This is a genomic window from Porcincola intestinalis, assembly GCF_009696445.1.
GTDB lineage: Bacteria > Bacillota > Clostridia > Lachnospirales > Lachnospiraceae > Porcincola > Porcincola intestinalis.
Genome location: NZ_VULZ01000013.1, coordinates 64870 through 91116 on the forward strand (window position 1 = coordinate 64870; position 26247 = coordinate 91116).

Below are 26247 nucleotides of genomic sequence, written 5' to 3' on the forward strand. Positions count from 1 at the left end.
TATTACTCTGCCCAAGCAAGGCAAAATTCTTCAAGCCTCTGCCTCGTCTTGTCCGGATCCTTCAGTGGACTGACAAGGCTGGTGGTGACACTGACGGTGTTGTCACGCCCGACAAAATGCCGGATGCGGTCGATCATTCTGTCTGCTTTACCGGAGGCAGAGCAGGCGCAGATGACAACTTCCTTACCGGAAAAAGATTCCTTGTTCAGGAAGGTTTCCATTGCCGGCGGACAGGTACCGGCCCATACCGGGGAGGCAATGACAATCGTTTCGTAGTCTTCAAGATTATGCCGGAGTCTCTTGATTCTGGGTTTATAGTGGATGAGAGCCTGAAAACCACCTGCGGCAAGCTTGCGGAATCCCTTCCGGACAGGTTCATGCTCCGGAATCAGCTGTTCCAGGTCTGCACCGGTGATATCCTTGATCTGATTGGCAGCGAGTTCTGTATTCCCGTCAAGCGAATAGTAGACGACAAGAATTTTACTCATACACGTATCCTTTCCATGTACAGTGAGCGTGAATTCAGCAGAAACGGTTCAGCCTTGCATCGTATCTGTAGTCGATCGAGCGCAGTTTGTCTTCAACCGTTTTTCTGTCAGCCCCGTGATTCTTGCAGAAGGCATCAAGGCTATGGTAACAGTCTCTCAGCTCGGTATTGACAAAGCTGAGAAGAATCATCGGACTTTCCGGAAGATCACCCATATGTATTCTCCTACTTTTTATAGAAAGGTTGTCTGAAATATGATTGCACAGCCATGAAGTATTATAGAGGGATTGAGTCGCTCCGTCAATTGGCCCATTCTTGTCAATCGGAGAAGTGGCTGATATACTTGGGAGAAAAGATCCAGGGACGATTCCAGCCGTTTCAGCTGGTTCAAAGGGACATTGTCAGGAGGCGTTATGGCAGGTGTGATGAAACAAAAGACGGATGAGAAAGAGCGGCTGACGAGAGAGGAGGAATTTCGGATTGATCAGAGAATTCGGATTGGTGTCATTCTCGGGGCGGCGCTGATTCTTGCATATCTGGCATACTGCGCCGTGAAGAAAATCCAGATCGGTGTCGTTTACTATGTAATTGTCGGAGCCTTTATCGTGCTTTATTGGCTGTTTTCAGATGTCATCGCGCTGAAGCTCAAGCATGGCTTTGCGGGCAGAACGGCAGCTCAGAAGTCAGCTTACCTGAAGATGGCGGCAGTCGATCTTGTCGGAGTGATCGGACTCGGAATGTTTCTGGTGAGCGGTGTCGGAGATTCGAGGAACAATGGCAATTCCGGGAGCAGCTCTCTGATCGGCGCGGTGATCTATCTGGTCTGTTTTATGACAGCAAAGCGTCTGCGCCTGCAGTATGAAAAGGAACCTTCCGCGGATGATGAGACGAAAGCGGCGGAAGATAAGAGGGACGAAATGAGTCCGTTGCCAACAGCTGCAGACAGAGAGAAGCGTCAAGTGACAACGGCGGAGCGGCTTGCGGCGCTGAATCGGCAGGCCCAGGATGCATGCGAACCAGAAGAACAGTCATCTTCTGCCGGGAAGGAAGATGACTGAGTATGGATTTATTTGAGTATGCCGCGTCGAAAAAGAGGGAATCTTCGGCACCGCTCGCTTCGAGAATGCGTCCAAGATCACTGGATGAGATCGTGGGACAGGAACAGATTATCGGACGAGACCGGATGCTCTATCGCGCCATCAAGGCTGACCGGCTGAGGTCGATCATTCTGTATGGCCCGCCGGGAACCGGGAAGACGACGCTGGCGGAAGTGATTGCACACACAACAGCTGCTGCATTTACAACGATCAATGCCACCTCTGCCGGAAAGAAGGATATGGAGGAGGTTGTCTCGAAGGCGAAGGAATCGCTTGGCATGTACGGCAGGCGCACCATATTGTTTATCGACGAGATTCATCGGTTTAATAAAGGACAGCAGGATTATCTTCTTCCGTTTGTGGAAGACGGAACCATCATTCTGATCGGAGCAACGACCGAGAATCCTTTTTTTGAAGTGAATGGAGCTTTGCTTTCAAGATCGTTGATTTTTGAGCTGAAGCCTCTTTCAAAGGAAAACATCGAAACCATTTTGAGGCGTGCGGTTTCTGATCCGGAGCGCGGGATGGGAAGCTTTGATGCGGTTCTTTCAGAGGATGCCTGCAGCTTCCTGGCGGACATGGCAGATGGGGATGCCAGGGCGGCACTGAATGCGCTGGAGCTGGGGGTACTGACGACAGAGCGGTCCGAAGATGGACAGATTCATGTGACGCTTGAAGTTGCACAGGAATGCATCCAGAAGCGGATGGCAAGGTATGACAAGGACGGCGATCAGCATTATGACACCATATCAGCATTTATCAAGAGCATGAGAGGGTCAGATCCGGATGCGGCTGTTTTTTATCTGGCCAGAATGCTGAATGCCGGAGAGGACATCCGGTTTCTGTCAAGGAGAATCATGATCTGTGCGGCGGAGGATGTGGGCTGTGCGGACCCGATGGCGATCGTCGTGGCTGCTTCTGCCGCACAGGCTGTTGAGCGGATCGGCATGCCGGAATCTCAGCTGATCCTTGCGGAGGCGGCGATTTATGTGGCGACTGCACCAAAAAGCAATTCCGCCACGGAGGCAATCTTTAAAGCTGAGAAGGCAGCTGCTGAAACAAAGATTACCATTCCGTCCTATCTTCAGGATGCTCATTATGGCGGATCCTCGAGGCTGAAGCGGGGGATTGGGTATGAGTATGCTCATGATTTTCCAAAGCATTTTTCCAAGCAGCGGTACCTTCCGGAGGAACTGGGAGATACCCGGTTTTACCAGCCATCCGGGCAGGGGCATGAGAAGACCATTCAGAGATATCTGAACTGGCTGCATGAGGATCTGACGGAAGACAGTGCAGGCGGTTATCATCACAAGAGGGAGAATTGACATGGAACATATACTGGATCTGATCAGCAGCTATGTGTCGGAAGCCTTTGAAATTGCGGGGTATGACAGAAGCCTGGGCAAGGTGACGGTGTCCAACCGTCCGGATCTGTGCGAGTATCAATGCAATGGAGCCATGGCTGGCGCAAAGCTGTATCACAGACCTCCGCTTCAGATTGCGGAGGCGGTTGTCGATATCATTGACGGAATGGATGCATTTTCGAAAGCAGAGGCTGTTCGGCCTGGTTTTATCAATCTGAGTCTCTCGCCGTCCTTCCTGAGCAGCTATCTGCAGGAGATGGGGCAGGAGGATTATTTCGGGGTACACAGGGCAGAGAAACCTGCCAGGATTATCATTGACTACGGCGGAGCGAATGTTGCCAAGCCGCTTCATGTCGGCCATCTGCGCTCGGCAGTCATCGGGGAAAGCATCAAGCGGACTCTTCGCTATCTGGGTAACGATGTTCTGGGCGATGTCCATCTGGGAGACTGGGGGCTTCAGATGGGACTGATCATAACGGAGGTGCGGCACAGACACCCGGAGCTTCCGTACTTTGACGAAGCCTTCACAGGAGAGTACCCGAAAGAGGCTCCATTTACAATCAGCGAGCTGGAGGAAATCTATCCGGAGGCGACAAGAAAGTCGAAGGAAGATGAGGCATACAAGGCGGAAGCCCTCGATGCCACCTATCGTCTGCAGCACAAGCAGAGAGGATACTATGCCCTCTGGCAGCATATTCTGAACGTTTCCGTGAAGGATTTGAAGCGCAACTATGACAGCCTGAATGTCACCTTTGATCTTTGGAAAAAGGAATCGGATGCGCAGCCTTATATCCCGGGGATGGTGGATTATCTCAAAAAGAACGGCTATGCACATGTAGATCAGGGGGCGCTGGTCGTCGATGTCGCCGAGGAAGGGGACACCAAGAAAATACCGCCATGCATGATCCTGAAGTCGGATGGTGCGTCTTTGTATAACACAACGGACCTGGCGACGATCGTTATGCGCAGGGAGAAGTGGGATCCGGACGAAATCATCTATGTTGTCGATAAGCGCCAGGAGCTTTATTTCACACAGGTTTTCCGCTGCGCCCGCAAGACGAAACTGGTGAAGGATGACACAAAACTCGAATTTCTGGGGTTCGGGACGATGAATGGGAAAGACGGGAAGCCGTTCAAGACCCGCCAGGGGGGGGTCATGCGCCTGGAGCTTCTGATCCGGGACATCAATGAGGAGATGTACAGGAAAATCATGGAGAACCATGAGACCGATCCGGATGAGGCCCGGAAGACAGCGCAGACTGTCGCTTTGTCTGCCATCAAGTACGGGGATTTGTCCAATCAGGCTTCCAAGGATTACGTCTTTGATGTCGATAAGTTTACCTCGTTTGAGGGAAATACCGGACCATACATTCTGTATACCATTGTACGCATCAAGTCGATTCTGAGAAGATACCTGGCGGAAATGAAGCTGCCTGCAGAAGCAGTCGAAGAGTGCAGCATCCTTCCGGCAGCAGGAGAGGCGGAGAAGGCGCTCTGCCTGGCGCTGACAGGATTTGCGCCGGCAGTGGAGGAGGCTGGTGCACAGCTGGCTCCGCACAGAATCTGCGGGTACCTGTACCAGCTTTCAAATGAGTTTAACCGTTTTTACCATGAGACAAGGATTCTGGCAGAAGAGAAGGAGGAGCAGCGAAAGAGCTATATTGCAGAGCTGGAACTGACAAGGAAAGTTCTGGAGCAGGGCATTGACCTGCTGGGATTTTCAGCCCCGGATAAAATGTGATGACCATGCTCTGAAGAATTTCTGAAATTCGAGATTGCGTGAGAAAGCAATTTGTTTTATACTGTGGCCATGGATGGAGAGACTTCGCAGGGAGTCTCTCCTTTTTGTGTCTATGGGGCGAAAATTGCACAGTGTCCGAAAAGACATCTCTCAGATACCTGATGCACGGGTTTGACAGGAAAACAGGAGAAGGAGGAGTCGAATGCCGGAACAAATTATCACTCTGTCAGGACGTTACAGGCTGCTCAGAAAACTGGGAGAAGGCGGATTCGGAGAAGTCTATCTGGCAGTTGACAGCAGGACGGACCGGTTCTGCGCAGCCAAGAAGCTTTCAGAAGAAAGCGGAGGGTGCTTCCGTGAACTGTGGATGATGAAAAAACTGAGAAACCCACATTTACCGCAGATCTATGATGTCCTGAATGAGGAAGAGGGCTGCTGGATGATCATGGAATATATACGCGGAATCCGTTTTGACAGATATCTGGAAGGGGACAGGACACTGCCCGAGGTGCAGACGCTTGAAACGGCAATCCAGCTGTCCGAGGTACTCTGTTATCTTCAGGAGCAGGATCCGCCGATTTTTCATCTGGATATTAAGCCTGGGAACCTGATCCGTGCGAGAGATGGGACTATAAGACTTGTTGATTTCGGCGCAGCATTCTCAAAGCCTTTTCCGATGGCAAATGAGGGGACAGTCGGGTATGCGGCACCGGAGCAGTACGATAAAAACGCTGTGAAAGATGCCTGGACGGATATTTATGGTGCGGGGGCGGCTATCTATCGGCTGGTATCAGGAAAAATGTATCGTAAAAATCTGTCGGGAAACAGGGTACCAGGCTGTGGAGAAGCATTTTCAGCGGTGATTCTGAAGTGCCTGCGGGAGCAGCCGAAAGACCGTTTTCAGAGTGCGAGGGAGCTGAGGACAGCACTTGTGGCTGTCAGAAGATCCTATGGGCGGGAGAAAGCAAAGAAGCAGCTTCTATCGGCGCTTGCGTTTATGCTTCCGGCGGCTGCACTGTGTGTGACCGTCTTCCCGGATACTCTGAATTTTTCCTCAGATGAAGCGTGGAGCGTCACAAAGCTGCTGGAGGAAGCGAAGGTTTCAACAAAAGGAGAAAGCCAGGAGATGTACAGGAAAGCGGCATTCATGGAACCGGGGAATCCGGAAGTTTATCTTGAATATCTTCAGGATGCGGGGAGAGATGGGGTGTTTTCGGAGAGCGAGGAGCTGTTTCTCCGGGAGATTCTCCATACTGTTCCACTTGGCAGTCAGGATACGAATGAGGAAAGCCTGAAGCAGGACCATGAAGCATATGGGAAAACAGCAGCAGCGATCGGAGGCATGTATCTGTATGAATATAGTGGCACAGATGCAAGTCGTATTGCAGGCGGGTGGTTTGCAAAGGCGGTGGAAGCGGGGGAGAAGATGGTGGATGAACGAAGCAGACAAAAGACGGCTGACAGAGCGACATCGGAGGAGGAAGGGTGGCTGAAGGAAGCCAGGTACTGCCTGAAAATGCTCTCTGTCGAGGAGCTGGACGGGGCAGGGCAGGAACGGGAGACCGTTCGCATTCTGGAGTGGTGGAGGGGCTTGAAAGAAGGGAAGGAATTTCTTGGTCAGGATCAGAATTCCCTGCTTCGCCTGCATAGAATCCGTGACACTGTCTGGAAGGTAGCCTTCCGGATTGCGGATTTGCGGAAGGCTGGAATTGAATCCAATCAGATCCGGGAAGAAATTCGGGACCGTATCAGACTGGCAGAACAGCTGAGCCTTGGTGCAGGTGATTCGGAGGATGCGGGAAGAAAGGAAGCTGTCCGTAAGGTTTATGATCAGATCCGGGAAGCAGAACAGGCAGTGCTTCTGCGCCTGGAAGGATGGGAGACGGAGAACTGAGCTGCCCGGCGGACTCGGGATAAGGAGAGAATATGAGGGGAAAGTGGAGATTCGCAGTCTGCAGAAGCAGGGGAAGGTGGGGAATGGAGAGCGTCTGGTAGGATAGATGAATCATAAAACAGGTCTTTATCGTTTCGATGAGTTTTCCTTAAGAGCGGCACGGACATTGCTGATCTGTGCACTGGCGCTTGTGACGGCATGTCCGGTGGCATTCAGTGCACCGGCAGCTGAATGGAAGCGGCAGGGCACAGAAAAGCAGAACGGAGAAAGAACGGGGAAGCCGGGAGAGAAGACCGAACAGGCAGAGAAGCAGACAGAACCGGAGACAGAGAGCCCGTCGTCAGAGAGGCTGAATCCCGGAGCGGGCTTGAAGAACGATAGAAACGAATCAGAGCGGGGGAGATCAGCAGAAGAAAAAGACCGGGATACGGAAGAAGAACTGAAAGACGGCGACAGAGAGCCGGTGACAGACGACCAGAAGGAGGCTGATGGCAGAGAGACAGAAACCCCTCAGCAACAGGAAACGGAGGCTCCGGAATGGGAGGTTGTTCTGTCAGACATCCACCCGGAGCTGACGGAAGGGGGAAGGATTTATGATGGAACGGACCAGATTCGTATTGCATTCAGCTGGAAGATAAGGAGGAGGGTCGCTCAGACTGACACAGATTCCGAAGAAACATCTGTCAATGCAGAGGAAAACAGGACATCTTCCGAGGAGCTGCCGATGCCGCCGAAGGTGTCAGTAATATGTGACGCCCGCCTTGAGAGCCCGGATGCAGGACGACAAAAGGTTCTTTATGAGTTCAGAATATCCTCGGAGGATCCGGAAACGGCAGACCGAATTCATTTTGCAGATGGTTTTACAAAACCGGATCTGGTGGTTGAAGTAAAGAAAAAACTGCTTTCCGTCACAATCCCGGATGGAAAGAAGGTGTATGGGAAGCCGGCGCAGATGGCTTATATCTGGCCGGATACAGCCTCAGAGCCTGAAATGAACGCTGATGTGAATGACAGGACAGGGGGAACTGTTCCGCCAGACAGAATTTTACGGGCAGAAGTCACCGGTTTTTTGACGGATGAGAAGGGACACGCGGTCATCCCTGAGGATTTTGAAGCGCCGGAGATTACGGTCGATCAGGCGGTGCTTCAGAGCGACAGCCCGATGTACATGGATGGAAAGGATGCGGTGTATGAGGGAGCACTTGTCATGAAACGAAGGGACGGCCTCCGGCTGACTGGAAATCCGACAGAAAACTATGAATTCTGTGAGGATGAAAAGAGTCCGCTGTACAGGAGGGGCTCTGTCAGAATCATGCATGAGATAGTACGGGAAGGGGTACATTTTGAGATCGAAGGAGAGCGCATTGTCAGGAGAGACGAGAAGCTGATCATCAGGAGAGGAGGGGGACTGGAGGTCAGAATCAAGAAGAACACTTATTATAACAGAGGGTATAAAATCAATGAAATCAATGAGGATGGGACCTTGCAGTTCAGACTGACAAAGACAAACCGAAAGGGAGAGCTCCTTGCCAGATCCCTTCCGGTTGAGCTTTCTGTGATGGCAGACGGACAGGTGCCGCCCGCAAGTCTCATCATCAACGATGCGCGTATGAACGATGGAATTGCGTTTACAGCGTCGGGCTGCCAGGTCAAAATGATCCCCCAGCCAGATGACAGAAGCGGGATGAGGGGCGTCCGATATCGGGTCAGGAGGGGAAGTCAGGTGCAGAGAATCCTTCCAGATCCGGGCAGCTGGGTTGAAGGACAGCCAGATGCTGCGGCAGCCATTAGCCTTCAGGAGGAAGGAATCTGGCAGATTGAGGCGGAATCACAGGATCTTGCAGGCAATGTCGCAGCTGCCTACAGTAATCCGATTGTTGTTGATCATGAGAGCCCCCTGATTGAGGTCGATGGTGTTTCGGATGGAGGAGCCTATTCCGGAATCGTGCGGATTGTCTGTTCCATCCGGGACCGCTGGTACCAGAAGGGATCGGCCTCCATTCAATTCTCCTCGTTGTCAGGCGGAAAGCCTCCGTTAGAAACCGGTAGGAGAGAATCAGAGGAGGGTGTGGAAATACAGTTTGCAGACTTCGATCATACGAAAGAAGCGGATGCATGGTATCATATGACTGTTTCCGCTCAGGATCTTGCCGGAAGTGTACGGAGGGAGGAGCTGATATTCTGTATCAATCGGCATGGCTCAGTATATGGACTTGAGCCGGAAAGCCTGAAAAAGCTGCGGACCTATTATCACACAGAGCCATTTGACGTGGTATTTTTAGAGTCCAACATCAGTGATGTCAAGAATACGACGGTTCTTGTGATGAAGGATGGGAAAAAGACAAATGCAGAAGCAAGACGGGAGATGCTTTCGCATGCAGCCGGAAATACCGGGATACGGCGATACCGTCATGTGGTTGCAGCAACTCAATTTCAGGAAAGCGGTGTATATGATGTCATACTGATGACCTCGGATCAGGCAGGCAATCATGCAGACAGCCAGAGGCAGAATCTTCCGGTTCGGTTTGCCATAGATACAGAACCTCCTCAATGTCTTGTAAGCGGAATCGAAAAATTCGGCGTATACAGGGCGGATGAGTTGACGGTCGGGGTGCATGTGCGTGATAATCTGGCACTCAGGCGGGCAGTGGTGTACCTGAACGCGGAACCCTTAATGACATACTCTGCCCGCCAGCTTCGGGGAAATGGCGGCATCCTCAAGATCACACTAGATGCGAGTCAGACCTGGCAGCGTCTCCAGATTTTTGCGGCAGATGAGGCAGGCAATGAAGGATGGACCGAAGAATATCCTCTCTTGATTTCAAGGAACGGAGCGGTTCCTGAGAGAAAAGTTTCCGGTGAGAGTGCGAGGGAGCTGGCCGACCGGAGAAAGACCAGTGAGACGGAAGAAGAGGTGACGCGTGTTGAGTGGTATCGGCGCGGACAATTCGAGGCGGAGGAAAGTGCGCTGAACAGGGACAGCGCCCGGATCACTCATGGGGACAGCCACCTGGATAGTCGCAGAGAAAAACAAAAATGGACACACAGACAAACGATTTTGACTCTCATCCTGCTGTCTGTTTGCGGATCAGTCTGTCTTTTCATTATCAGGAAGGTCAAAACGAATAGAGAGGGGAAGCTGAAATAACAAGGAATATGGACAAAAATAACCCGAGTGCGATATTTCCGATACTTCTGTGGCTGCTTGTGTCGGGCATCATCATGGCTGCCTTCCAGGCTGCAGCAGAAAAAACAGGAGCCTTTACAGATGTGGATACAGCCGCAGCAGGTGCTGCGTCGGCGCTGCTGATTCCTGCTTATGTCTTGATGCTGAGGAGGTGGAAGCTGCCGGCTTATCCTATAGAGAGAAAGAGGCCCCTCAGCAGAGGACCTTGGCTTCTGGCAGCAGGGGGCGCCGGGGCGGTTTTATCCTTGCTTTATGGGTGGCTGACAGCAAAGCTTCATCTTTCAGAGTATTTTACAGACGACGTACAGCAGCATTTTTATTCTGCACCGCTCTGGCAGCAGCTGATCGTTTTGTGTATGCTGACACCTGTGTGTGAGGAGCTGCTGTTCAGAGGGCTTGTTTTCGGCAGCATGAGAAGAAAAATCTCAGGATGGAAGGCGGCAGTTTTCACATCTGTGTTGTTTTCGGTTCTTCATGGGAGCCCGATTCAGATGCTCTATGCGTTTCCGATGGGACTGGTTCTACAGGCTTTTCTGCACATGGAGGGAGGCCTGGAGGCACCGATTCTTCTCCATATCTGTGCAAACCTGGCATCCGTTCTGACAGAGTACATCCTTCGTTGACTTTTCGGATTAATTCTGCTTATATTTGTAGAAATGCACAAGATGTTGGGTTCAGCCTGTATAAAAAGGAGAGAATGCTATGTATTCGCTTGATGAAGTAAGACGAGAAGATCCGGAAGTTGCTTCAGAAATTGAATCCGAGATTGCCAGACAGAACAGCCATATTGAACTGATTGCTTCAGAAAACTGGGTATCCCATGCGGTTATGGCAGCGATGGGAAGCCCGTTGACTAACAAGTACGCGGAAGGGTATCCGGGACACCGGTTCTACGGCGGCTGCGAGTGCGTGGATGTCATCGAAGACATTGCCAGGGAAAGAGCAAAGCAGCTCTTTGGCTGCACATATGCCAATGTCCAGCCTCACTCCGGTGCACAGGCCAACATGGCGGTGGAGTTCGCCCTTCTGAAGCCGGGAGATACACTGATGGGCATGAATTTATCAGAAGGAGGACATCTGACACACGGAAGCCCGGCTAATTTTTCAGGAGCTTATTTCCACGTTGTTCCTTATGGAGTCAACGCAGATGGATATATTGATTATGATGAAGTTGAGCGGATTGCAGAGGAATCGAAACCAAAGCTGATCATTGCGGGGGCAAGCGCATATCCGAGGATCATTGATTTTCAGCGGTTTGCGGAGATTGCGCATCGTGTGGGCGCCTATCTGATGGTTGACATAGCCCATATAGCAGGACTGGTTGCAACAGGACTTCATCCGAGCCCGTTCCCGTATGCGGATGTTGTGACGACGACAACCCACAAGACGCTTCGCGGACCGCGCGGAGGGCTGATTCTGTCCAGTGAGGAGTTTGCGAAGAAGCACAAGCTTAACAAGGCTGTGTTCCCAGGCATCCAGGGAGGCCCTCTGGAGCATGTGATTGCAGCCAAGGCTGTCTGTTTCAAAGAGGCGCTTCAGCCGGATTTCAAAGTATATTGCAGCCAGGTGGTGAAGAATGCAAAGGCTCTTGCAGACGGACTGACAAAAAGAGGAATCCGCCTTGTCTCCGGGGGAACAGATAATCATCTGATGCTGGTAGATCTGACGAATACAGGGAAGACAGGGAAGGAAGTGGAGACTGCGCTGGATGCAGTCGGAATCACTGCCAACAAGAACACTATCCCGAATGATCCGCAGTCCCCGTTTATCACATCCGGACTCCGCCTCGGAACACCTGCGGCGACGACAAGAGGGCTGAAGGAAGCAGACTTTGATGTTGTAGCGGATGTGATCGCGAAGACAATTCTGGAAGGAGATGCACAGGCGGAAGCCTGCAGGAAACTTGTGAAAGCGCTGACAGCCCGGTATCCGCTGAGCTGAGTGAAGCGTACGGATGTTATATGACAATCCCGATTGAGGAGTAAGACGGTTTATACATGAAAATACTTGACGCAATTTGGGACGGAACACTGGACACCCTGAAGCTGATTCCGTTCTTGTTTATCACCTACTTGGTAATGGAGTGGGTTGAACATCGGACATCGGATCATACAAAAACAGCAATCAGAAAAGCCGGGCGTCTGGGACCGCTTGTGGGAGGCATTCTGGGCGTGATTCCGCAGTGTGGTTTCTCCGCTGCAGCAGCCAGCCTGTATGCCGGGAAGGTTATAACCGCGGGAACCCTGATTGCAGTTTTTCTGTCGACATCGGATGAGATGCTCCCGATCCTGCTGTCTGAACGAGCAGGAATCGGTTTTATCGCAAAGGTTCTGATTGTGAAGGCACTCTATGGGGTGATCGCAGGATTTTTGGTGGATTTTCTGTTCAGAAAACTGAATGAGAGAAGAATCGGGGTTGGTATTCACGGAATCTGTACACAGGAGCATTGTCACTGCGAGAAGGGAATCGTCCGGTCAGCGCTCAAGCATACTGTAAGCATTACATTCTTTATTCTGCTGATTTCCATTGCGCTGAATATTCTTCTTTCGATCGTAGGGACAGAGAATCTGTCGAACCTGGTTCTGAACCGGCCTGTAATCGGAGAAGTACTCGCCGGCCTGATTGGGCTGATACCGAACTGTGCGGCATCAATAGCGCTCACGCAGCTGTATCTGGAGGGGGTCATGAGTGCCGGAGCGATGGTTTCCGGGCTGATGGTAGGAGCAGGCGTCGGACTGCTTGTGCTGTTCCGCACAAACCGGCATACCAGGCAGAATATCCAGCTGACAATCCTTCTTTATATACTGGGTGTTGCCGGAGGGCTGATTGTACAGGGGCTCCGGATATTTTGAGCGTGGATGTTTGAAGGGAAAACAGACGGAACCGGGGACTTAGGACTTGATCCGGCAGAGAGTATTCGGACAGATATGACGAAACGAGGGGACCGCTTCGTGCGCGTCCGGGAGGGCAGATAACGAATGGATTATATGGTGCGGGCGGTTGCAGCGGATGAGTCAATCCGTGCATTTGCCGCAACGACAAAAGAGACAGCGGAATACGCACGGCAGGCGCACAGAATGACGCCTGTCTGTACGGCAGCATTGGGACGGCTGCTCACAGGGACGGTCATGATGGGCAGCATGATGAAGGAAGACAAGGGAGTTCTGACCATCCAGGTAAAGGGCGACGGACCGATTGGCGCTCTCACAGCAACTGCCGATTCGAAGGGGCATGTGAAAGGATATGTGAATCACCCGGGAATAGAACTTCCCCTGAAGGACAATGGTCATCTGGATGTTGCCGGAGCCGTCGGGGCAGGGACACTGACTGTCATCCGGGACCTGGGGTTGAGAGAGCCATATGTCGGAACCATCCAGATGCCAAGCGGTGAAATTGCGGAGGACCTGACCTATTACTTTGCAGAATCTGAGCAGGTGCCAAGCTCTGTCGGGCTTGGTGTTCTGGTTGATACGGATCTCAGTGTCAGGCAGTCCGGCGGCTTTATCATACAGGTGATGCCTCAGGCGGACGGACAAGTCATTAACCAGCTTGAGACAGCACTCAGGTCAATGCCGTCTGTTACATCCATGCTCTCTGATGGCCTGACACCGGAGATGATTCTCGGCCAGGTGCTGGGAGAGTTTGATGTAAAGATCGAAGAGAAGATGCCAGTATCATTCTCATGTGATTGCTCCAAGGATCGTGTCAGGCATGTCCTGTCGACGTTGCAGATGAGTGATCTTGAGAGTCTGGCTGCAGATAACAAGCCGATCGACATTGCATGCAATTTCTGTGGGAAGTCCTACCGGTTTGACGCCGGTGAACTCAGGGAAATCGTAGAGAGACGGAAGGGCTGACAAGACCCTGACGGATGAGCCGGTATCTGGATGATGAAGAAACCGGAAGAGGGGATCATTCATGTGGGATGGATTTATCAAGACAGCTGCTGTTACACCAAAGATCCGCGTTGCGGATGTTTCCTATAACGCGGAAGAGGTCATACGGCTTGCCAGAGAGGCAGCTGCAGAAGGGGCAAAGATTATCGTTTTTCCGGAGCTGGTACTGACTGCTTACACATGCGGGGATCTGTTTCTGCAGGCGCCATTGATCCGGAAGGCCGGCAGGGCGCTCCTTGATGTTGCACATAGAACAGCGGACCTGGAGGCATTGATCTTTGTCGGGCTTCCCGTCGAGATTTGCGGAAAGCTGTATAATACTGCAGCTGTTCTTCAGAGAGGGAAGATTCTTGGGCTTGTTCCGAAACGGTCGCTCCCCAATTACAACGAATACTACGAGGCCAGATGGTTTCACCCCGGCGTTGAGGAAGTCACGGAGATTTCATTCTTCGGGCAGACGGTCCCGTTTGGTATGAACCTGCTGTTTCGGTGTATTCCCAAGGAGGAAGGACTACAGGGCGCGGAAGCTGAGTCCTCCGGGAGTCTTGCAGGCCTGATGATCGGCGCAGAACTTTGCGAGGACTTGTGGACTCCTGATCCGCCATGCACCAGAGCTGCGATGGCCGGTGCAAACCTGATTGTGAATTTATCGGCATCGGTTGAGGTGACAGGCAAGAACATTTACAGAGAGCAACTGGTTTCGATGACCTCCGCCAGGCTGATTGCAGGTTATGTCTATGCCAGTGCGGGAGAGGGAGAATCCTCACAGGATCTTGTTTTTGGCGGGCAGAGGCTGATCTGCGAAAATGGAACGATGCTTGCAGACTCCGGCAGGTTTACGTGCGGAATTACGTATGCAGAGCTTGACATAGACAGGCTTCTGGCGGAGCGCAGGAGAATGACGACCTATCCTTCGGAGCCATCCCCGGTTTACAGAGTGGTTCCGTTTACTCTGAAGATGGAAAGAACGGTTCTGACAAGGATCTATAACAGGAGACCATTTGTCCCGGATGAGCAGGCTGACAGAGAACGCAGATGTGAGGAGATTCTGACAATCCAGGCATTGGGATTGAAGAAACGGATTGAACATGTGCACAGCAAGGCGGCTGTGATCGGGATATCGGGAGGACTTGATTCAACACTGGCGCTGCTTGTGACTGCCCGGGCCTTCGATCTGCTTTCCATGGATCACAGTGGGATTCTTGCTGTCACAATGCCGGCATTCGGAACGACTGACAGGACATATCACAATGCGGTTGAGATGTCGAAAGCACTTGGCTGTACGTTGAAAGAGATCAATATCAAGGAGGCCGTCCAGATTCACTTCCGGGATATCGGACATGATCCGTCGGTGACGGATGTAACATATGAAAACGGACAGGCAAGGGAGCGGACACAGATCCTGATGGACCTCGCCAATCAGTATGGCGGGATGGTGATCGGAACAGGGGATATGTCGGAGCTGGCGCTGGGATGGGCAACCTACAACGGCGATCATATGTCCATGTACGCAGTCAACTGTTCGGTTCCGAAGACGCTGGTCAGGCATCTTGTACATTATGCTGCAGATACCTGCGGGGATAAACGGCTGCAGGAAACACTCCTGGATGTTCTTGACACGCCGGTGAGCCCTGAGCTGCTTCCTCCGAAGGATGGAAGGATCGCACAGATCACAGAGGATCTGGTAGGACCATATGAGCTGCATGACTTTTTCCTGTACTATGTCCTGAGGTTCGGATTTGATCCGCTAAAAATCTACAGACTGGCGAAGCTTGCGTTCAAGGGAATTTATGAGGATGATGTCATCCTTAAGTGGGAGAAGACATTCTACTGGAGGTTTTTCTCGCAGCAGTATAAGCGGTCTTGCATCCCGGACGGCCCGAAGGTCGGGTCTGTTGCACTGTCTCCGAGAGGGGATCTGAGGATGCCGTCAGATGCAGTGGTTTCAATCTGGCGGGAGAAACTGGATCTTCTCTGAAAAGATGCGGGAGAACGGTAGAAATGGAGGATGAGGGAGGTAGGACATGACGGACAAATCGGATATTGAGATTGCGCAGGCTGCTGAAATAAAGCCAATCCGGGAGATTGCAGAAAAACTTGACATAGATGAAAAATATCTGGATTTATATGGAAAGTATAAGGCGAAGATCGACGACAGGCTTCTGAAAGATCAGAAAGATAAACCGGATGGAAAGCTGATCCTCGTGACAGCCATTACGCCGACACCTGCCGGGGAAGGGAAGACGACGACCTCTGTCGGTCTGGCAGATGGTCTTTCTGTGATCGGGAAGAAAGCCTGTGCGGTTCTCAGGGAACCATCGCTCGGACCGGTATTTGGACTCAAGGGCGGCGCGGCAGGTGGTGGGTATGCGCAGGTTGTTCCGATGGAGGATATCAATCTTCATTTCACGGGAGACTTCCATGCGATCGGCGCAGCAAACAATCTGCTCGCGGCTATGATTGATAACTCAATCTACCATGGCAATCCGCTGAATATAGATCCGAGAAAGATTACCTGGAAAAGATGTGTGGACATGAACGACCGTCAGCTGCGGTTTATTGTTGACGGATTGGGTGGAAAAGCCAACGGAGTACCCCGAGAGGATGGATACGATATTACGGTTGCTTCGGAGGTGATGGCGGTATTGTGTCTTTCCTCTGATCTTTCGGATCTGAAGAAAAGACTCTCAAAATTGATTGTCGGGTATACCTATGGAAAGCTTTCGGAACAGAAGCCTGTAACGGCGGGGGATCTGCATGCGGAAGGCGCAATGGCGGCGCTTTTGAAGGACGCAATCCGCCCCAATCTGGTTCAGACACTGGAGCATACCCCGGTGATCATCCATGGCGGACCGTTTGCAAACATTGCACACGGCTGCAACTCTGTGATCGCGACAAAGATGGGCATGAAACTGGCGGATTATACCGTGACGGAAGCTGGTTTTGGCGCAGATCTGGGAGCTGAGAAGTTTCTGGATATCAAGTGCAGGAAAGCCGGGATACATCCTGATGCCGTGGTAGTGGTGGCGACCGTGCGTGCGCTCAAGATGCATGGAGGGAAGGCAAAGAACCAGCTTGGCGAGGAGGATCTTCAGGCCCTGAAGGAAGGACTTCCGAACCTGCTCCGTCATGTCAGTAATATCCGGGATGTCTTTGGTCTGCCCTGCGTAGTCGCGCTGAATGCATTTCCGACAGATACACAAAAAGAGTGGGAGCTGGTTGAAACAGAATGCAGAAAGCATGACGTGAAGGCTGTCTTGTCTGAGGCATGGGCAAAGGGCGGGGAAGGCAGCAAGGTGCTTGCACAGGAAGTCGTCAGACTATGTGAAGAGCCGAATCATTTTCGGTACGCCTATGAGCTTGAGGGAACGATTGCAGAGCGGATTGATCAGATTGCCCGAATAGTTTACAGGGGAGACGGCGCACTGCTGAATGATGCTGCGGAAAAGGAAGCAGCACAGATTGAGCGAATGGGCTTTGGAAATCTTCCCATCTGTATGGCAAAGACACAGTATTCATTCTCAGATGACCCGAAGAAGCTTGGAGCTCCGGAGCATTTCAAGGTGACAGTCCGCAGTCTCAGGGTGAATGCCGGGGCCGGGTTTATTGTGGCACTGACAGGCGACATTATGACGATGCCCGGCCTGCCGACACATCCGGCAGCAGAGAATATTGATGTTGATGAAAACGGAAAAATCACTGGACTGTTCTGAGGTAGTGTGATGAGATTTCGTCCCTGTATCGATATCCATAACGGGAAAGTAAAGCAGATTGTCGGAGGCTCGCTCAGAGATGACGGAAACTGCGCCATAGAAAATTTCGTGGCGGAGAAATCAGCGGCGGATTTTGCACGTTTTTATCACAAGGACCATCTGAAGGGCGGCCATATCATCCTTTTGAATCCGGCTGGGTCGCCATATTACGAGGCAACCAGAGCGGAAGCACTCGAGGCGCTTCATGCTGAACCGGGAGATTTCAGTCTTGGAGGAGGAGTGACGCCGGAGAATGCGCAGGACTATCTGGATGCGGGAGCATCTCATGTCATTGTAACTTCATATGTTTTTTCAGAAGGACGGTTTAACCGTGAGCACCTTGAACAGATGGTTTCAGCGGTAGGAAAAAAACATCTGATTCTGGACTTGTCATGCAGACGGAAGAATGATGGATTTTATATCGTTACAGATCGGTGGCAGAAGTGGTCGGATGTGAGGCTGAGCGTTCAGGTCCTGAGAAGGCTGTCCGAATTCTGCGATGAATTTCTCATCCATGGAGTGGATACGGAGGGAAGGCAGAGTGGGCCGCAGCTGGAACTGGTTGAATTAATTGCAGCGGCGTGCGCAGGAGAAGAGCAATGTCTCTTTCCGGTCACATATGCAGGCGGAATCGGAAGCTTTCAGGACCTTGAAGCCGTCCGGAACCATGGAAAAGGCATGGTCGATGTGACGATCGGAAGTGCGCTGGACTTATTTGGGGGCAGAATGGCGTATCGGTGCGTCCTTGAGATGTGCGGAGGGGAAACAAAATAACCGGTGTTGTATTTTCACCTCCGGAAGGCCTTTTGCGAGTAGAGTTATTTCTTGAACACAGCAGACGAGCGATGAATATGACAGGTAATCCAGAAGAACTGAAGGTCAACAGACGGGAAATCTACAGATATCTGGGGATTCGGAGCGGAGAGCCGGATCAAGCAACACAGGCGCTGGTGGAGAGTGTTCTCAAAGAGCTGACAGATAACGTACAGCTGAGAGAATTTCATCAGATGTTTCCACTGCATGTTCCACAGGACGAGCTACATACAATTGATATGACCTGTTTTCGGACACACAGCCGCAGCCTGGAGAAAAACCTGAGAGGATGCAGCGATATCATTGTGATGGCCGCTACAATAGGGTCGAAGGTTGACCTGCTGCTGCGCAGGTACAGCCTGACAAATGCAAGCCGGGGTGTTGTAATGCAGGCGGCATCGGCGGCCATGATCGAAGCGTGGTGCAATCTGACAAATGATGCCATCAAGACAGAGGCGGCAGGCAGAGGGCTGTATCTCAGACCGCGGTTTTCACCGGGATATGGAGATTTCCCGCTTGACAATCAGCGGGATATTTTTCAAGCGCTTCAGGTTGAAAAGAGGGTCGGAATCGCATTGACTGAGTCCCTGCTGATGATTCCAAGCAAGTCTGTAACGGCTGTGATTGGGGCGGGAAGAGATCATTTGCCTTGCGTCAGAGAAGGATGTGAGGTGTGCAGCAAGGCGGACTGCCTCTATCGAAGACATTCAGCAGCCGGGTAAGCACACGGCAGAACGAGGAAATCATTTTCTACAGGGGCTGTCGGCCAGACCCGGGAACAGGAGTGCATATGGATATACGCAGAGTGATGAAGGAGAGGATCATCCTGTTTGATGGGGCAATGGGTACAATGCTCCAGAAGGCGGGAATCGGGCTGGGAGAACTTCCGGAGTCGTGGAACCTGCTGCACCCGGATACAGTCGTTCGGATTCATAAGGATTACCTGGATGCCGGAGCGGACATTATCAGTACCAACACATTCGGAGCGAACCGGCTGAAGATCCGGGGAGATGGATTTACGCTGAGCCAGGTTGTCAGGGGAGCCTTCGACTGCGCACACAAGGCAGTTCGGCAGGCCGGACACGGACTGGTTGCGCTCGACCTGGGACCGACCGGAAGACTTCTGAAACCGATGGGAGATCTCGATTTTGAGGAAGCTGTCTCTATCTATGCAGAGGTGGTGGAGCTTGGCGTTCAAAATGGGGCGGATGCAATCCTGATTGAGACAATGAGCGACATGCACGAGCTCAAGGCAGCTGTTCTGGCTGCAAAGGAACACTCCTCCCTGCCCGTGTTTGCAACTTGTGTTTTCGACGAATCCGGGAAGATGCTGACAGGCGGAACTCCGAAGTCGGTTGTTGCAATGCTGGAAGGGCTGCACGTAGATGCACTTGGAACAAACTGCTCGCTTGGCCCGAGACAGATACTGAAGGCAGCCAGGGAACTGCTTCGATACGCATCTGTTCCTGTTATCTGCACACCGAATGCAGGACTGCCGAGATCAGAGAACGGGGAAACGGTCTATGACGTCGGACCCGAGGAATTTGCGGGGGATATCGCCGCCCTTCTTGACGAAGGGGTGTCTGCGGTCGGGGGATGCTGCGGGACGACACCGGCTCACATACGGGCTGTGAAGAAAGTGGCCGAGGGACGAAAAGCTCCGGACATCGTTCAGAAACAGGAGACAATCGTTACCTCGTACGCAGTTGCACAGACAATTGGAAAACGGCCGGTTATTGTCGGAGAAAGGATCAACCCGACCGGAAAAAAGAAGATGGCACAGGCTCTTCGGGATCAGAACTATAGTTATATCCTTGACATGGCACTTGAACAGCAGGAGAAGGGAGCTCATATTCTGGATGTCAATGTCGGGGTACCGGGAACAGATGAGACAAGCGCACTCTGTGAAACAATCCGGCAGATTCAGAGCATTTCGGAGCTGCCGCTTCAGATCGACACATCCAGCATCCAGGCAATGGAAGCAGCGATGCGGATCTATAACGGAAAGCCGATGGTGAATTCAGTTTCCGGGAAAAAGGAGAGCATGGATGCGGTCTTCCCGCTGGTAAAAAAATATGGCGGTGTTGTTGTAGCCCTGGCGCTTGATGAGAACGGCATTCCAGACACTTCAGAAGGGCGTGTCAGAGTAGCAGGAAAGATTCTCGAGGAAGCGAAGAAATATGGAATTCCGGAAAAGGATATAATCATCGACTGCCTGTGCATGACAGTCAGTGCTGATCCCAGAGGGGCGCTGGTGACGCTAGACACCCTGAAGAGGGTTCAGGAGGAATTGAGTGCAAAGACAATCCTTGGTGTTTCCAACATTTCATTCGGGCTCCCGCAGCGGGCGTTCATTAACCAGACCTTCTTTACAATGGCGCTGCAGAAGGGGCTGAATGCTGCGATTATCAATCCCTGCTCAGAGGGAATGAAGGGAGCTTATGATGCATACCTGGTGCTGGCAGCAGAGGATGAGAACTGCGGTGCATACATCAGCACCTATGCTGATTTCAAACCAGCGCTTCCGAGGGGGGCTGTGTGGGAAGAAGATCTGCGAGGAATCCTGAAAGAAGGAAACACCGCTGCATTTGATTGCCATGCCGTTCAGGCTGGAAAAAAGACAAAAAAGGAGCAGGGGTATTTAAACGACAGTGGAGAGCTGACAGAAAATCCAGATGCTTCCAGACTGATTCAGTGCATCCGGAAGGGACTTCGAGAGGAAGCGCAGAAGTGTGCGGAAGGCCTATTGCAATCCCGGGAGGCTCTGGAGATTATCAACCACTGCATGATTCCGGCATTGAATGAAGTAGGAAAAGATTTTGAGTACGGAAAAGTGTTCCTTCCACAGCTTTTGATGAGCGCTGAGGCCGCAAGAGGAGTATTTGCGGTATTGAAAGAGAAGATGGAAGTCTCCGGGCAGGGAGGAAACAGGCGTGGGAGTGTGATCCTTGCGACTGTGAAGGGAGATATCCATGATATCGGGAAAAATATCGTAAAAGTGCTTCTGGAGAGCTACCGTTTTGATGTGATTGATCTGGGCAGGGATGTTCCGCCGGAGACGGTTGTGGAGACTGCAGTCAGGCGGAAGGTCAGGCTGGTCGGTCTGTCTGCGCTGATGACGACAACCGTCGCGAACATGGAGGAGACCATTCGTCAGCTGCATGAGAAGGCGCCGGATGTGAAGATCATGGTAGGAGGTGCCGTGATGACAGAAAGCTATGCAGCTTCTATACATGCGGACCGGTATTGCAAGGATGCGATGGCCTCTGTTCAGTATGCTGAAGAAGTCCTTGGATAACGGAGACTGTGAAATATGCCAATCTTCAAATTGGCATGTTGTTCACACACGTTCGCTGTAGTATAATAATTGTAAGAAAATTCTCCAAAGGAGGCTGTGCTTATGAGATTTACAATCAGCGGAAAAAACATCGATGTGACAGAATCCATGAGAAGGTCGGTCACGGAAAAACTCGGAAAGCTGGAGCGCTACTTTACAGAGGATACACAGGTCATCGTCACGATGAGTGTTGAGAAGGACCGCCAGAAGATCGAGGTGACCATTCCGATGCGGGGAACCGTCATCAGATCTGAACAAGTCTCGAATGATATGTATGTTTCGATTGACCTGGTGGAGGAAGTGATTGAACGGCAGCTTCGAAGATATAAGCAGAAGCTGATCGAGGGACACCGGGATGGAAGCTTCAGAAGAGAGTTTATTGAGAAGGAGGCAGAGCCGGTCGAGGAGATCCGGATTGCCCGTACAAAGAAGTTTGATATCAAACCGATGTATCCGGAGGATGCCTGTGTTCAGATGGAGCTTCTCGGACACAGCTTCTACGTTTTCCGCAATGCGGAGACGGATGAGACCAATGTTGTCTACAAACGTAAGGGCGGGACATATGGTCTGATTGAGCCGGAGGATTAACAGATCGCTGAGTGACAGATGAGATGGCTGCCGGCTCTGTTCCTTTTTACCAGAAGGAACAGAGCCGGCAGTTCCTGTCCCCGCCTGTTCACATGTCATATCATTTTCTGTCAAATATTGTCACGTCTGCCTCCCATATGTTAGAATAAAACAGATTAGGTTTATTGAATATGTAAACGAAAGCGGCCGGGGAGCAATTGCGGGACCGGCGGTCAAAGGAGCAGAAAATATATGGGATTCGCAGATAAGATTTTCGGTACACATTCTGACCGGGAATTAAAAAGGATCATGCCGCTTGTAAACAAGGTCGAAGCACTTCGGCCGGCGATGCAGGCTCTGTCAGATGCTGAGCTGAAGGCCAAGACGGATGAGTACAGGAACCGTTATCAGAATGGGGAGACGCTTGATCAGCTTTTGCCGGAGGCATTCGCAACTGTCAGGGAAGCAGCCAAAAGAGTGATTGGCCTTGAGCCATACCGCGTACAGATCATTGGTGGAATCATTCTCCATCAGGGGCGTATTGCGGAGATGAAGACGGGTGAAGGAAAGACACTCGTCTCCACGCTTCCGGCCTATCTGAATTCCCTGACTGGTCAGGGCGTTCATATTGTGACGGTGAACGACTATCTGGCAAAGCGTGACCATGACTGGATGGCGCCGGTTCATGAGTTTCTCGGGGTGTCCTGTGGCGTAATTCAGAATTCGATGGAATCACAGGAAAGACGCGCAGAGTATGCGAAGGACATCACGTATGTAACGAATAACGAGGATGGATTTGACTATCTTCGTGACAACATGGTTATTTATAAGGACCGACTGGTTCAGAGAGAGCTGAATTATGCCATTATCGATGAGGTCGACTCTGTCCTTATTGATGAAGCAAGAACACCTTTGATCATTTCCGGCCAGAGCGGAAAGTCTACAAAGCTGTACGAGGTCTGTGATGTGCTGGCCGGCCAGCTTCAGAAGGGAGAGGCAAGCGGCGAAGTCACAAAGATGACCGCTATTATGGGCGAGGAGATCACTGAGACAGGTGATTTCATCGTGAATGAGAAGGACAAGATCGTCACACTGACTCAGCAGGGAATTGAGAAGTGTGAGAAGTTCTTCCATATCAACAATCTGTCTGACCCTGAAAATATTGAGATTCAGAACAACATCATTCTTGCACTTCGCGCACATAATCTGATGTTCCGTGATCGTGATTATATCGTGAAGGATGACGAAGTCCTGATTGTCGATGAGTTCACAGGACGTGTACTTCCGGGAAGACGATATTCTGACGGCCTTCACCAGGCAATAGAGGCGAAGGAGCACGTCAAGATCAAGAGGGAGTCGAAGACACTTGCAACCATCACGTTCCAGAACTTCTTCAACAAATACGCAAAGAAAGCAGGTATGACCGGTACAGCGCTTACAGAGGAAGAGGAGTTCAGAGACATCTACGGAATGGATGTCATTGTCATTCCGACTAATAAGCCGGTTATTCGAAAAGATCTGGACGATGCCGTCTATATGACAAAGAAGGAAAAGTACAAGGCAGTCGTTGAGCGGATCAAGGCAGCCCATGAGAAGCATCAGCCTGTCCTGGTCGGCACGATCACGATTGAGGTTTCCGAGCTTCTCTCTGATATGCTGCGCAGGGAGGGAATCCCGCATAACGTGCTGAATGCGAAGTTCCATGAACAGGAGGCAGCCATCATCAAGGATGCCGGTATTCATGATGCGGTCACCATTGCAACCAATATGGCAGGCCGTGGTACCGATATCAAGCTGGATGAGGAGGCAAAGAATGCCGGCGGTCTGCTTGTAATCGGCACAGAGCGGCATGAGTCCCGACGGATTGATAACCAGCTGCGTGGCCGTTCCGGCCGACAGGGTGACCCTGGTGAGTCCCAGTTCTACATTTCCCTGGAGGATGACCTGATGCGGCTGTTTGGCTCTGATAAGATGATGAGCACATTCAGGGCACTTGGCGTTCATGAGGGTGAGCAGATTCAGCATAAGATGCTGTCCAATGCCATTGAAAAGGCACAGAAAAAGATCGAGTCGAATAACTTTGCGATCAGAAAGAACCTGCTGGAGTATGACCAGGTCAATAATGAGCAGCGGGAGATCATCTACGCAGAACGCCGCAAGGTCCTGGATGGCGACAACATGAAGGCTTCGATTATGAAAATGATCGAGGATTGTGTCAATGAGGGTGTGGATCGCGTTGTGAGTGATGAGAAGAGCTCCGGCGAGAACAAGCCGGATCTGGAGGAGCTCAATAATCTGATCTGCCCGGTCATTCCGCTTTCGCCGATTACGGAGGAAACAATAAAGGGACAGTCCGCGCGTGAGCTGAAGGAAAAGCTGATCAGGGAAGCAGATGACCTTTATGAGGCGAAGGAGAAGGAGCTGACGGATGCTGGCGCTGATATTCGCGAAATCGAGCGTGTCGTCCTGCTGAAGTCTGTGGATACACACTGGATGAACCATATCGATGATATGGATCAGCTGCGGCAGTCGATCGGGCTTGCAGCATACGGACAGAAGGATCCGCTTGTCCAGTACAAGATGATCGGATACGATATGTTCAATGAGATGACAACCTCCATCCAGAATGATACGCTGAAGATGATGTTCCATGTTCAGGTACAGCAGAAGGTGGAACGAGAGGAGGTCGCCAAGGTAACCGGTACGAATCGGGATGATTCTGCGCAGAAGCAGCCGGTGAAGCGCAAGGCTAAAAAGATTTATCCGAATGACCCGTGCCCGTGCGGGAGCGGTCTGAAATACAAGCAGTGCCATGGGAGAAAGCCGGTCTGATACGGAAAGCCTGGACCAGTATCTGAAGCCAGAAGGCAGAAACTAGCCTGGCTGGATTGCTATGTGTAAAGGAAAGAGAGATTGACAAGTGGTCGAATTAGACGATCTGAAGACGAAACTGAAAACATATGAGCAGCCACTCGCGGAGATGAAAAGTTCACTCGATCTTGAAAACAAGGAAAAAAGAATCGAGGAACTTCACATGACGATGTCTGAACCGGATTTCTGGACGAATACAGAGAAGGCGACCAGAACCCAGAAGGAGCTCGGTGCGCTTCAGAATGACATCGCGGATTACAAGAAGCTCAGTGGGCAGTATGAGGAGCTGATGCTGCTGATTGACATGGCCAATGAGGATGAGGATGCATCTGTCATTGATGATGTAAGAGAAAGCGAGCAGGAATTCGAAGAGAATTTCGATTCTGTCCGAATTCGCACGCTGCTCTCCGGCCAGTATGACAACAGCAACGCGATTGTTACCCTGCATTCCGGAGCCGGCGGGACAGAAGCCTGTGATTGGTGCAGTATGCTCTTCAGAATGTACTCACGCTGGATTGAGCGGCATGGGTTTTCGATGGAAGTGCTTGATTCGCTGGAAGGTGACGAGGCAGGGCTGAAGTCGGTTACCTTCCAGGTGAATGGAGAGAACGCCTATGGACTTTTGAAGTCGGAGATGGGCATCCACCGCCTGGTTCGGATCTCACCGTTTAATGCAGCAGGAAAACGCCAGACGTCCTTTGTATCCTGTGATGTCATGCCGGATATCGAGGAAGATGTAGATATTGAGATTCGCCCGGAGGATATCAGAATCGATACATACCGTTCAAGCGGAGCCGGCGGACAGCATATCAACAAGACGTCGTCTGCGATTCGAATTACGCATTATCCGACCGGCATTGTTGTCACCTGCCAGAATGAGCGCTCCCAGTTCCAGAATAAAGCGAAGGCAATGCAGATTCTGAAATCGAGACTTTACATGCTGAAGCTGGAGGAGAATGAGGAGAAGGCAGCAGATATCCGCGGAGAGGTCAAGGATATTGCATGGGGATCCCAGATTCGCTCTTATGTCTTTCAGCCATACACAATGGTGAAGGACCTGAGAACAGGCTATGAGACCGGGAATGTGCAGGGCGTAATGGATGGCGATCTGGATCCATTTATCAATGCGTACCTGAAGTGGGACAGCCTGGGCAGACCGGATCGGAAGGCTCAGACAGCGGACTGAGCCTGCAGGCAGGATTACAGAATCTGAAAAGACAGCAGAAATACAGCAGAATCAC

At 51.5% G+C, this 26247-nt stretch carries 19 protein-coding genes; 17 read left to right on the forward strand and 2 right to left on the reverse strand.

Annotation, left to right across the window (positions count from 1 at the left end; translation table 11 throughout):
• Positions 1 to 2: 2 nt before the first annotated feature.
• Both FYJ35_RS11515 and FYJ35_RS11520 read right to left on the reverse strand, forming a co-directional pair.
• Complete coding sequence (locus FYJ35_RS11515) at positions 3 to 488, reverse strand: flavodoxin family protein (RefSeq protein ID WP_154526680.1); 486 nt, start codon at positions 486 to 488, stop codon at positions 3 to 5.
• Between the two features lie 34 nt (positions 489 to 522).
• Positions 523 to 702 carry a DUF4250 domain-containing protein gene (locus FYJ35_RS11520; RefSeq protein WP_154526682.1) on the reverse strand — a complete coding sequence of 60 codons (180 nt, stop codon included), beginning with the start codon at positions 700 to 702 and terminating at the stop codon, positions 523 to 525.
• A gap of 198 nt (positions 703 to 900) precedes the next feature.
• Here FYJ35_RS11520 and FYJ35_RS11525 point away from each other — a divergent pair, with 198 nt between their 5' ends.
• The 17 genes from FYJ35_RS11525 to prfB all read left to right on the forward strand — a co-directional run bounded on the left by FYJ35_RS11525 (position 901) and on the right by prfB (position 26192).
• A complete protein-coding gene (locus FYJ35_RS11525; protein ID WP_154526684.1) occupies positions 901 to 1545 on the forward strand; it encodes a hypothetical protein in 645 nt (214 codons plus the stop codon).
• 2 nt (positions 1546 to 1547) lie between these two features.
• Entirely contained in the window at positions 1548 to 2909 is a 1362-nt protein-coding gene (locus FYJ35_RS11530) for a replication-associated recombination protein A (protein ID WP_154526686.1), read from the forward strand.
• Between the two features lies 1 nt (position 2910).
• On the forward strand, positions 2911 to 4689 hold the full coding sequence (gene argS / locus FYJ35_RS11535) for an arginine--tRNA ligase (protein WP_154526688.1): 1779 nt from the start codon (positions 2911 to 2913) through the stop codon (positions 4687 to 4689).
• 202 nt (positions 4690 to 4891) lie between these two features.
• Positions 4892 to 6583, forward strand: a complete 1692-nt coding sequence (locus FYJ35_RS11540) for a serine/threonine-protein kinase (RefSeq protein ID WP_154526690.1) — start codon at positions 4892 to 4894, stop codon at positions 6581 to 6583.
• 106 nt (positions 6584 to 6689) lie between these two features.
• Positions 6690 to 9731: a hypothetical protein gene (locus tag FYJ35_RS11545; RefSeq protein ID WP_154526692.1), complete on the forward strand. Its 3042-nt coding sequence runs from the start codon at positions 6690 to 6692 to the stop codon at positions 9729 to 9731.
• An 8-nt stretch (positions 9732 to 9739) separates the two neighbouring features.
• Positions 9740 to 10393 (forward strand): CPBP family intramembrane glutamic endopeptidase, encoded by a 654-nt coding sequence (locus tag FYJ35_RS11550; RefSeq protein ID WP_154526694.1) that lies wholly within the window; start codon positions 9740 to 9742, stop codon positions 10391 to 10393.
• A gap of 79 nt (positions 10394 to 10472) precedes the next feature.
• A complete protein-coding gene (glyA, locus tag FYJ35_RS11555) occupies positions 10473 to 11711 on the forward strand; it encodes a serine hydroxymethyltransferase (RefSeq protein ID WP_154526696.1) in 1239 nt (412 codons plus the stop codon).
• Positions 11712 to 11767: 56 nt separating this feature from the next.
• Positions 11768 to 12622, forward strand: coding sequence for a putative manganese transporter (locus FYJ35_RS11560; protein ID WP_154526698.1), 855 nt, complete (start codon positions 11768 to 11770; stop codon positions 12620 to 12622).
• A gap of 126 nt (positions 12623 to 12748) precedes the next feature.
• On the forward strand, positions 12749 to 13627 hold the full coding sequence (hslO, locus tag FYJ35_RS11565) for an Hsp33 family molecular chaperone HslO (protein WP_154526700.1): 879 nt from the start codon (positions 12749 to 12751) through the stop codon (positions 13625 to 13627).
• Between the two features lie 61 nt (positions 13628 to 13688).
• Positions 13689 to 15644, forward strand: a complete 1956-nt coding sequence (locus FYJ35_RS11570) for an NAD(+) synthase (protein WP_154526702.1) — start codon at positions 13689 to 13691, stop codon at positions 15642 to 15644.
• Positions 15645 to 15690: 46 nt separating this feature from the next.
• Positions 15691 to 17379 (forward strand): formate--tetrahydrofolate ligase, encoded by a 1689-nt coding sequence (locus FYJ35_RS11575; protein WP_154526704.1) that lies wholly within the window; start codon positions 15691 to 15693, stop codon positions 17377 to 17379.
• A gap of 9 nt (positions 17380 to 17388) precedes the next feature.
• Entirely contained in the window at positions 17389 to 18192 is an 804-nt protein-coding gene (gene hisA, locus FYJ35_RS11580) for a phosphoribosylformimino-5-aminoimidazole carboxamide ribotide isomerase (RefSeq protein ID WP_154526706.1), read from the forward strand.
• 71 nt (positions 18193 to 18263) lie between these two features.
• Complete coding sequence (locus FYJ35_RS11585) at positions 18264 to 18953, forward strand: vitamin B12 dependent-methionine synthase activation domain-containing protein (RefSeq protein WP_235906559.1); 690 nt, start codon at positions 18264 to 18266, stop codon at positions 18951 to 18953.
• A gap of 68 nt (positions 18954 to 19021) precedes the next feature.
• Positions 19022 to 21529 carry a homocysteine S-methyltransferase family protein gene (locus FYJ35_RS11590; protein ID WP_154526708.1) on the forward strand — a complete coding sequence of 836 codons (2508 nt, stop codon included), beginning with the start codon at positions 19022 to 19024 and terminating at the stop codon, positions 21527 to 21529.
• A gap of 102 nt (positions 21530 to 21631) precedes the next feature.
• A complete protein-coding gene (gene hpf / locus FYJ35_RS11595; RefSeq protein ID WP_154526710.1) occupies positions 21632 to 22156 on the forward strand; it encodes a ribosome hibernation-promoting factor, HPF/YfiA family in 525 nt (174 codons plus the stop codon).
• 231 nt (positions 22157 to 22387) lie between these two features.
• Positions 22388 to 24967: a preprotein translocase subunit SecA gene (secA, locus tag FYJ35_RS11600; protein WP_154526712.1), complete on the forward strand. Its 2580-nt coding sequence runs from the start codon at positions 22388 to 22390 to the stop codon at positions 24965 to 24967.
• Between the two features lie 88 nt (positions 24968 to 25055).
• A complete protein-coding gene (gene prfB, locus FYJ35_RS11605; RefSeq protein WP_328597082.1) occupies positions 25056 to 26192 on the forward strand; it encodes a peptide chain release factor 2 in 1137 nt (378 codons plus the stop codon).
• Positions 26193 to 26247 lie beyond the last annotated feature (55 nt).

Excerpts from the sequence above, each read along its gene's own strand:
- FYJ35_RS11550 (WP_154526694.1), top strand. The coding sequence starts at position 9,740 with ATGGACAAAAATAACCCGAGTGCGATATTTCCGATACTTCTGTGGCTG.
- FYJ35_RS11585 (WP_235906559.1), top strand. The coding sequence starts at position 18,264 with ATGAATATGACAGGTAATCCAGAAGAACTGAAGGTCAACAGACGGGAA.
- argS (WP_154526688.1), top strand. The coding sequence starts at position 2,911 with ATGGAACATATACTGGATCTGATCAGCAGCTATGTGTCGGAAGCCTTT.
- hisA (WP_154526706.1), top strand. The coding sequence starts at position 17,389 with ATGAGATTTCGTCCCTGTATCGATATCCATAACGGGAAAGTAAAGCAG.
- FYJ35_RS11540 (WP_154526690.1), top strand. The coding sequence starts at position 4,892 with ATGCCGGAACAAATTATCACTCTGTCAGGACGTTACAGGCTGCTCAGA.
- FYJ35_RS11520 (WP_154526682.1), bottom strand. The coding sequence starts at position 702 with ATGGGTGATCTTCCGGAAAGTCCGATGATTCTTCTCAGCTTTGTCAAT.
- FYJ35_RS11525 (WP_154526684.1), top strand. The coding sequence starts at position 901 with ATGGCAGGTGTGATGAAACAAAAGACGGATGAGAAAGAGCGGCTGACG.
- secA (WP_154526712.1), top strand. The coding sequence starts at position 22,388 with ATGGGATTCGCAGATAAGATTTTCGGTACACATTCTGACCGGGAATTA.
- FYJ35_RS11575 (WP_154526704.1), top strand. The coding sequence starts at position 15,691 with ATGACGGACAAATCGGATATTGAGATTGCGCAGGCTGCTGAAATAAAG.
- hpf (WP_154526710.1), top strand. The coding sequence starts at position 21,632 with ATGAGATTTACAATCAGCGGAAAAAACATCGATGTGACAGAATCCATG.
- FYJ35_RS11545 (WP_154526692.1), top strand. The coding sequence starts at position 6,690 with ATGAATCATAAAACAGGTCTTTATCGTTTCGATGAGTTTTCCTTAAGA.
- FYJ35_RS11515 (WP_154526680.1), bottom strand. The coding sequence starts at position 488 with ATGAGTAAAATTCTTGTCGTCTACTATTCGCTTGACGGGAATACAGAA.
- FYJ35_RS11530 (WP_154526686.1), top strand. The coding sequence starts at position 1,548 with ATGGATTTATTTGAGTATGCCGCGTCGAAAAAGAGGGAATCTTCGGCA.
- FYJ35_RS11590 (WP_154526708.1), top strand. The coding sequence starts at position 19,022 with ATGGATATACGCAGAGTGATGAAGGAGAGGATCATCCTGTTTGATGGG.
- glyA (WP_154526696.1), top strand. The coding sequence starts at position 10,473 with ATGTATTCGCTTGATGAAGTAAGACGAGAAGATCCGGAAGTTGCTTCA.
- FYJ35_RS11570 (WP_154526702.1), top strand. The coding sequence starts at position 13,689 with ATGTGGGATGGATTTATCAAGACAGCTGCTGTTACACCAAAGATCCGC.
- hslO (WP_154526700.1), top strand. The coding sequence starts at position 12,749 with ATGGATTATATGGTGCGGGCGGTTGCAGCGGATGAGTCAATCCGTGCA.
- FYJ35_RS11560 (WP_154526698.1), top strand. The coding sequence starts at position 11,768 with ATGAAAATACTTGACGCAATTTGGGACGGAACACTGGACACCCTGAAG.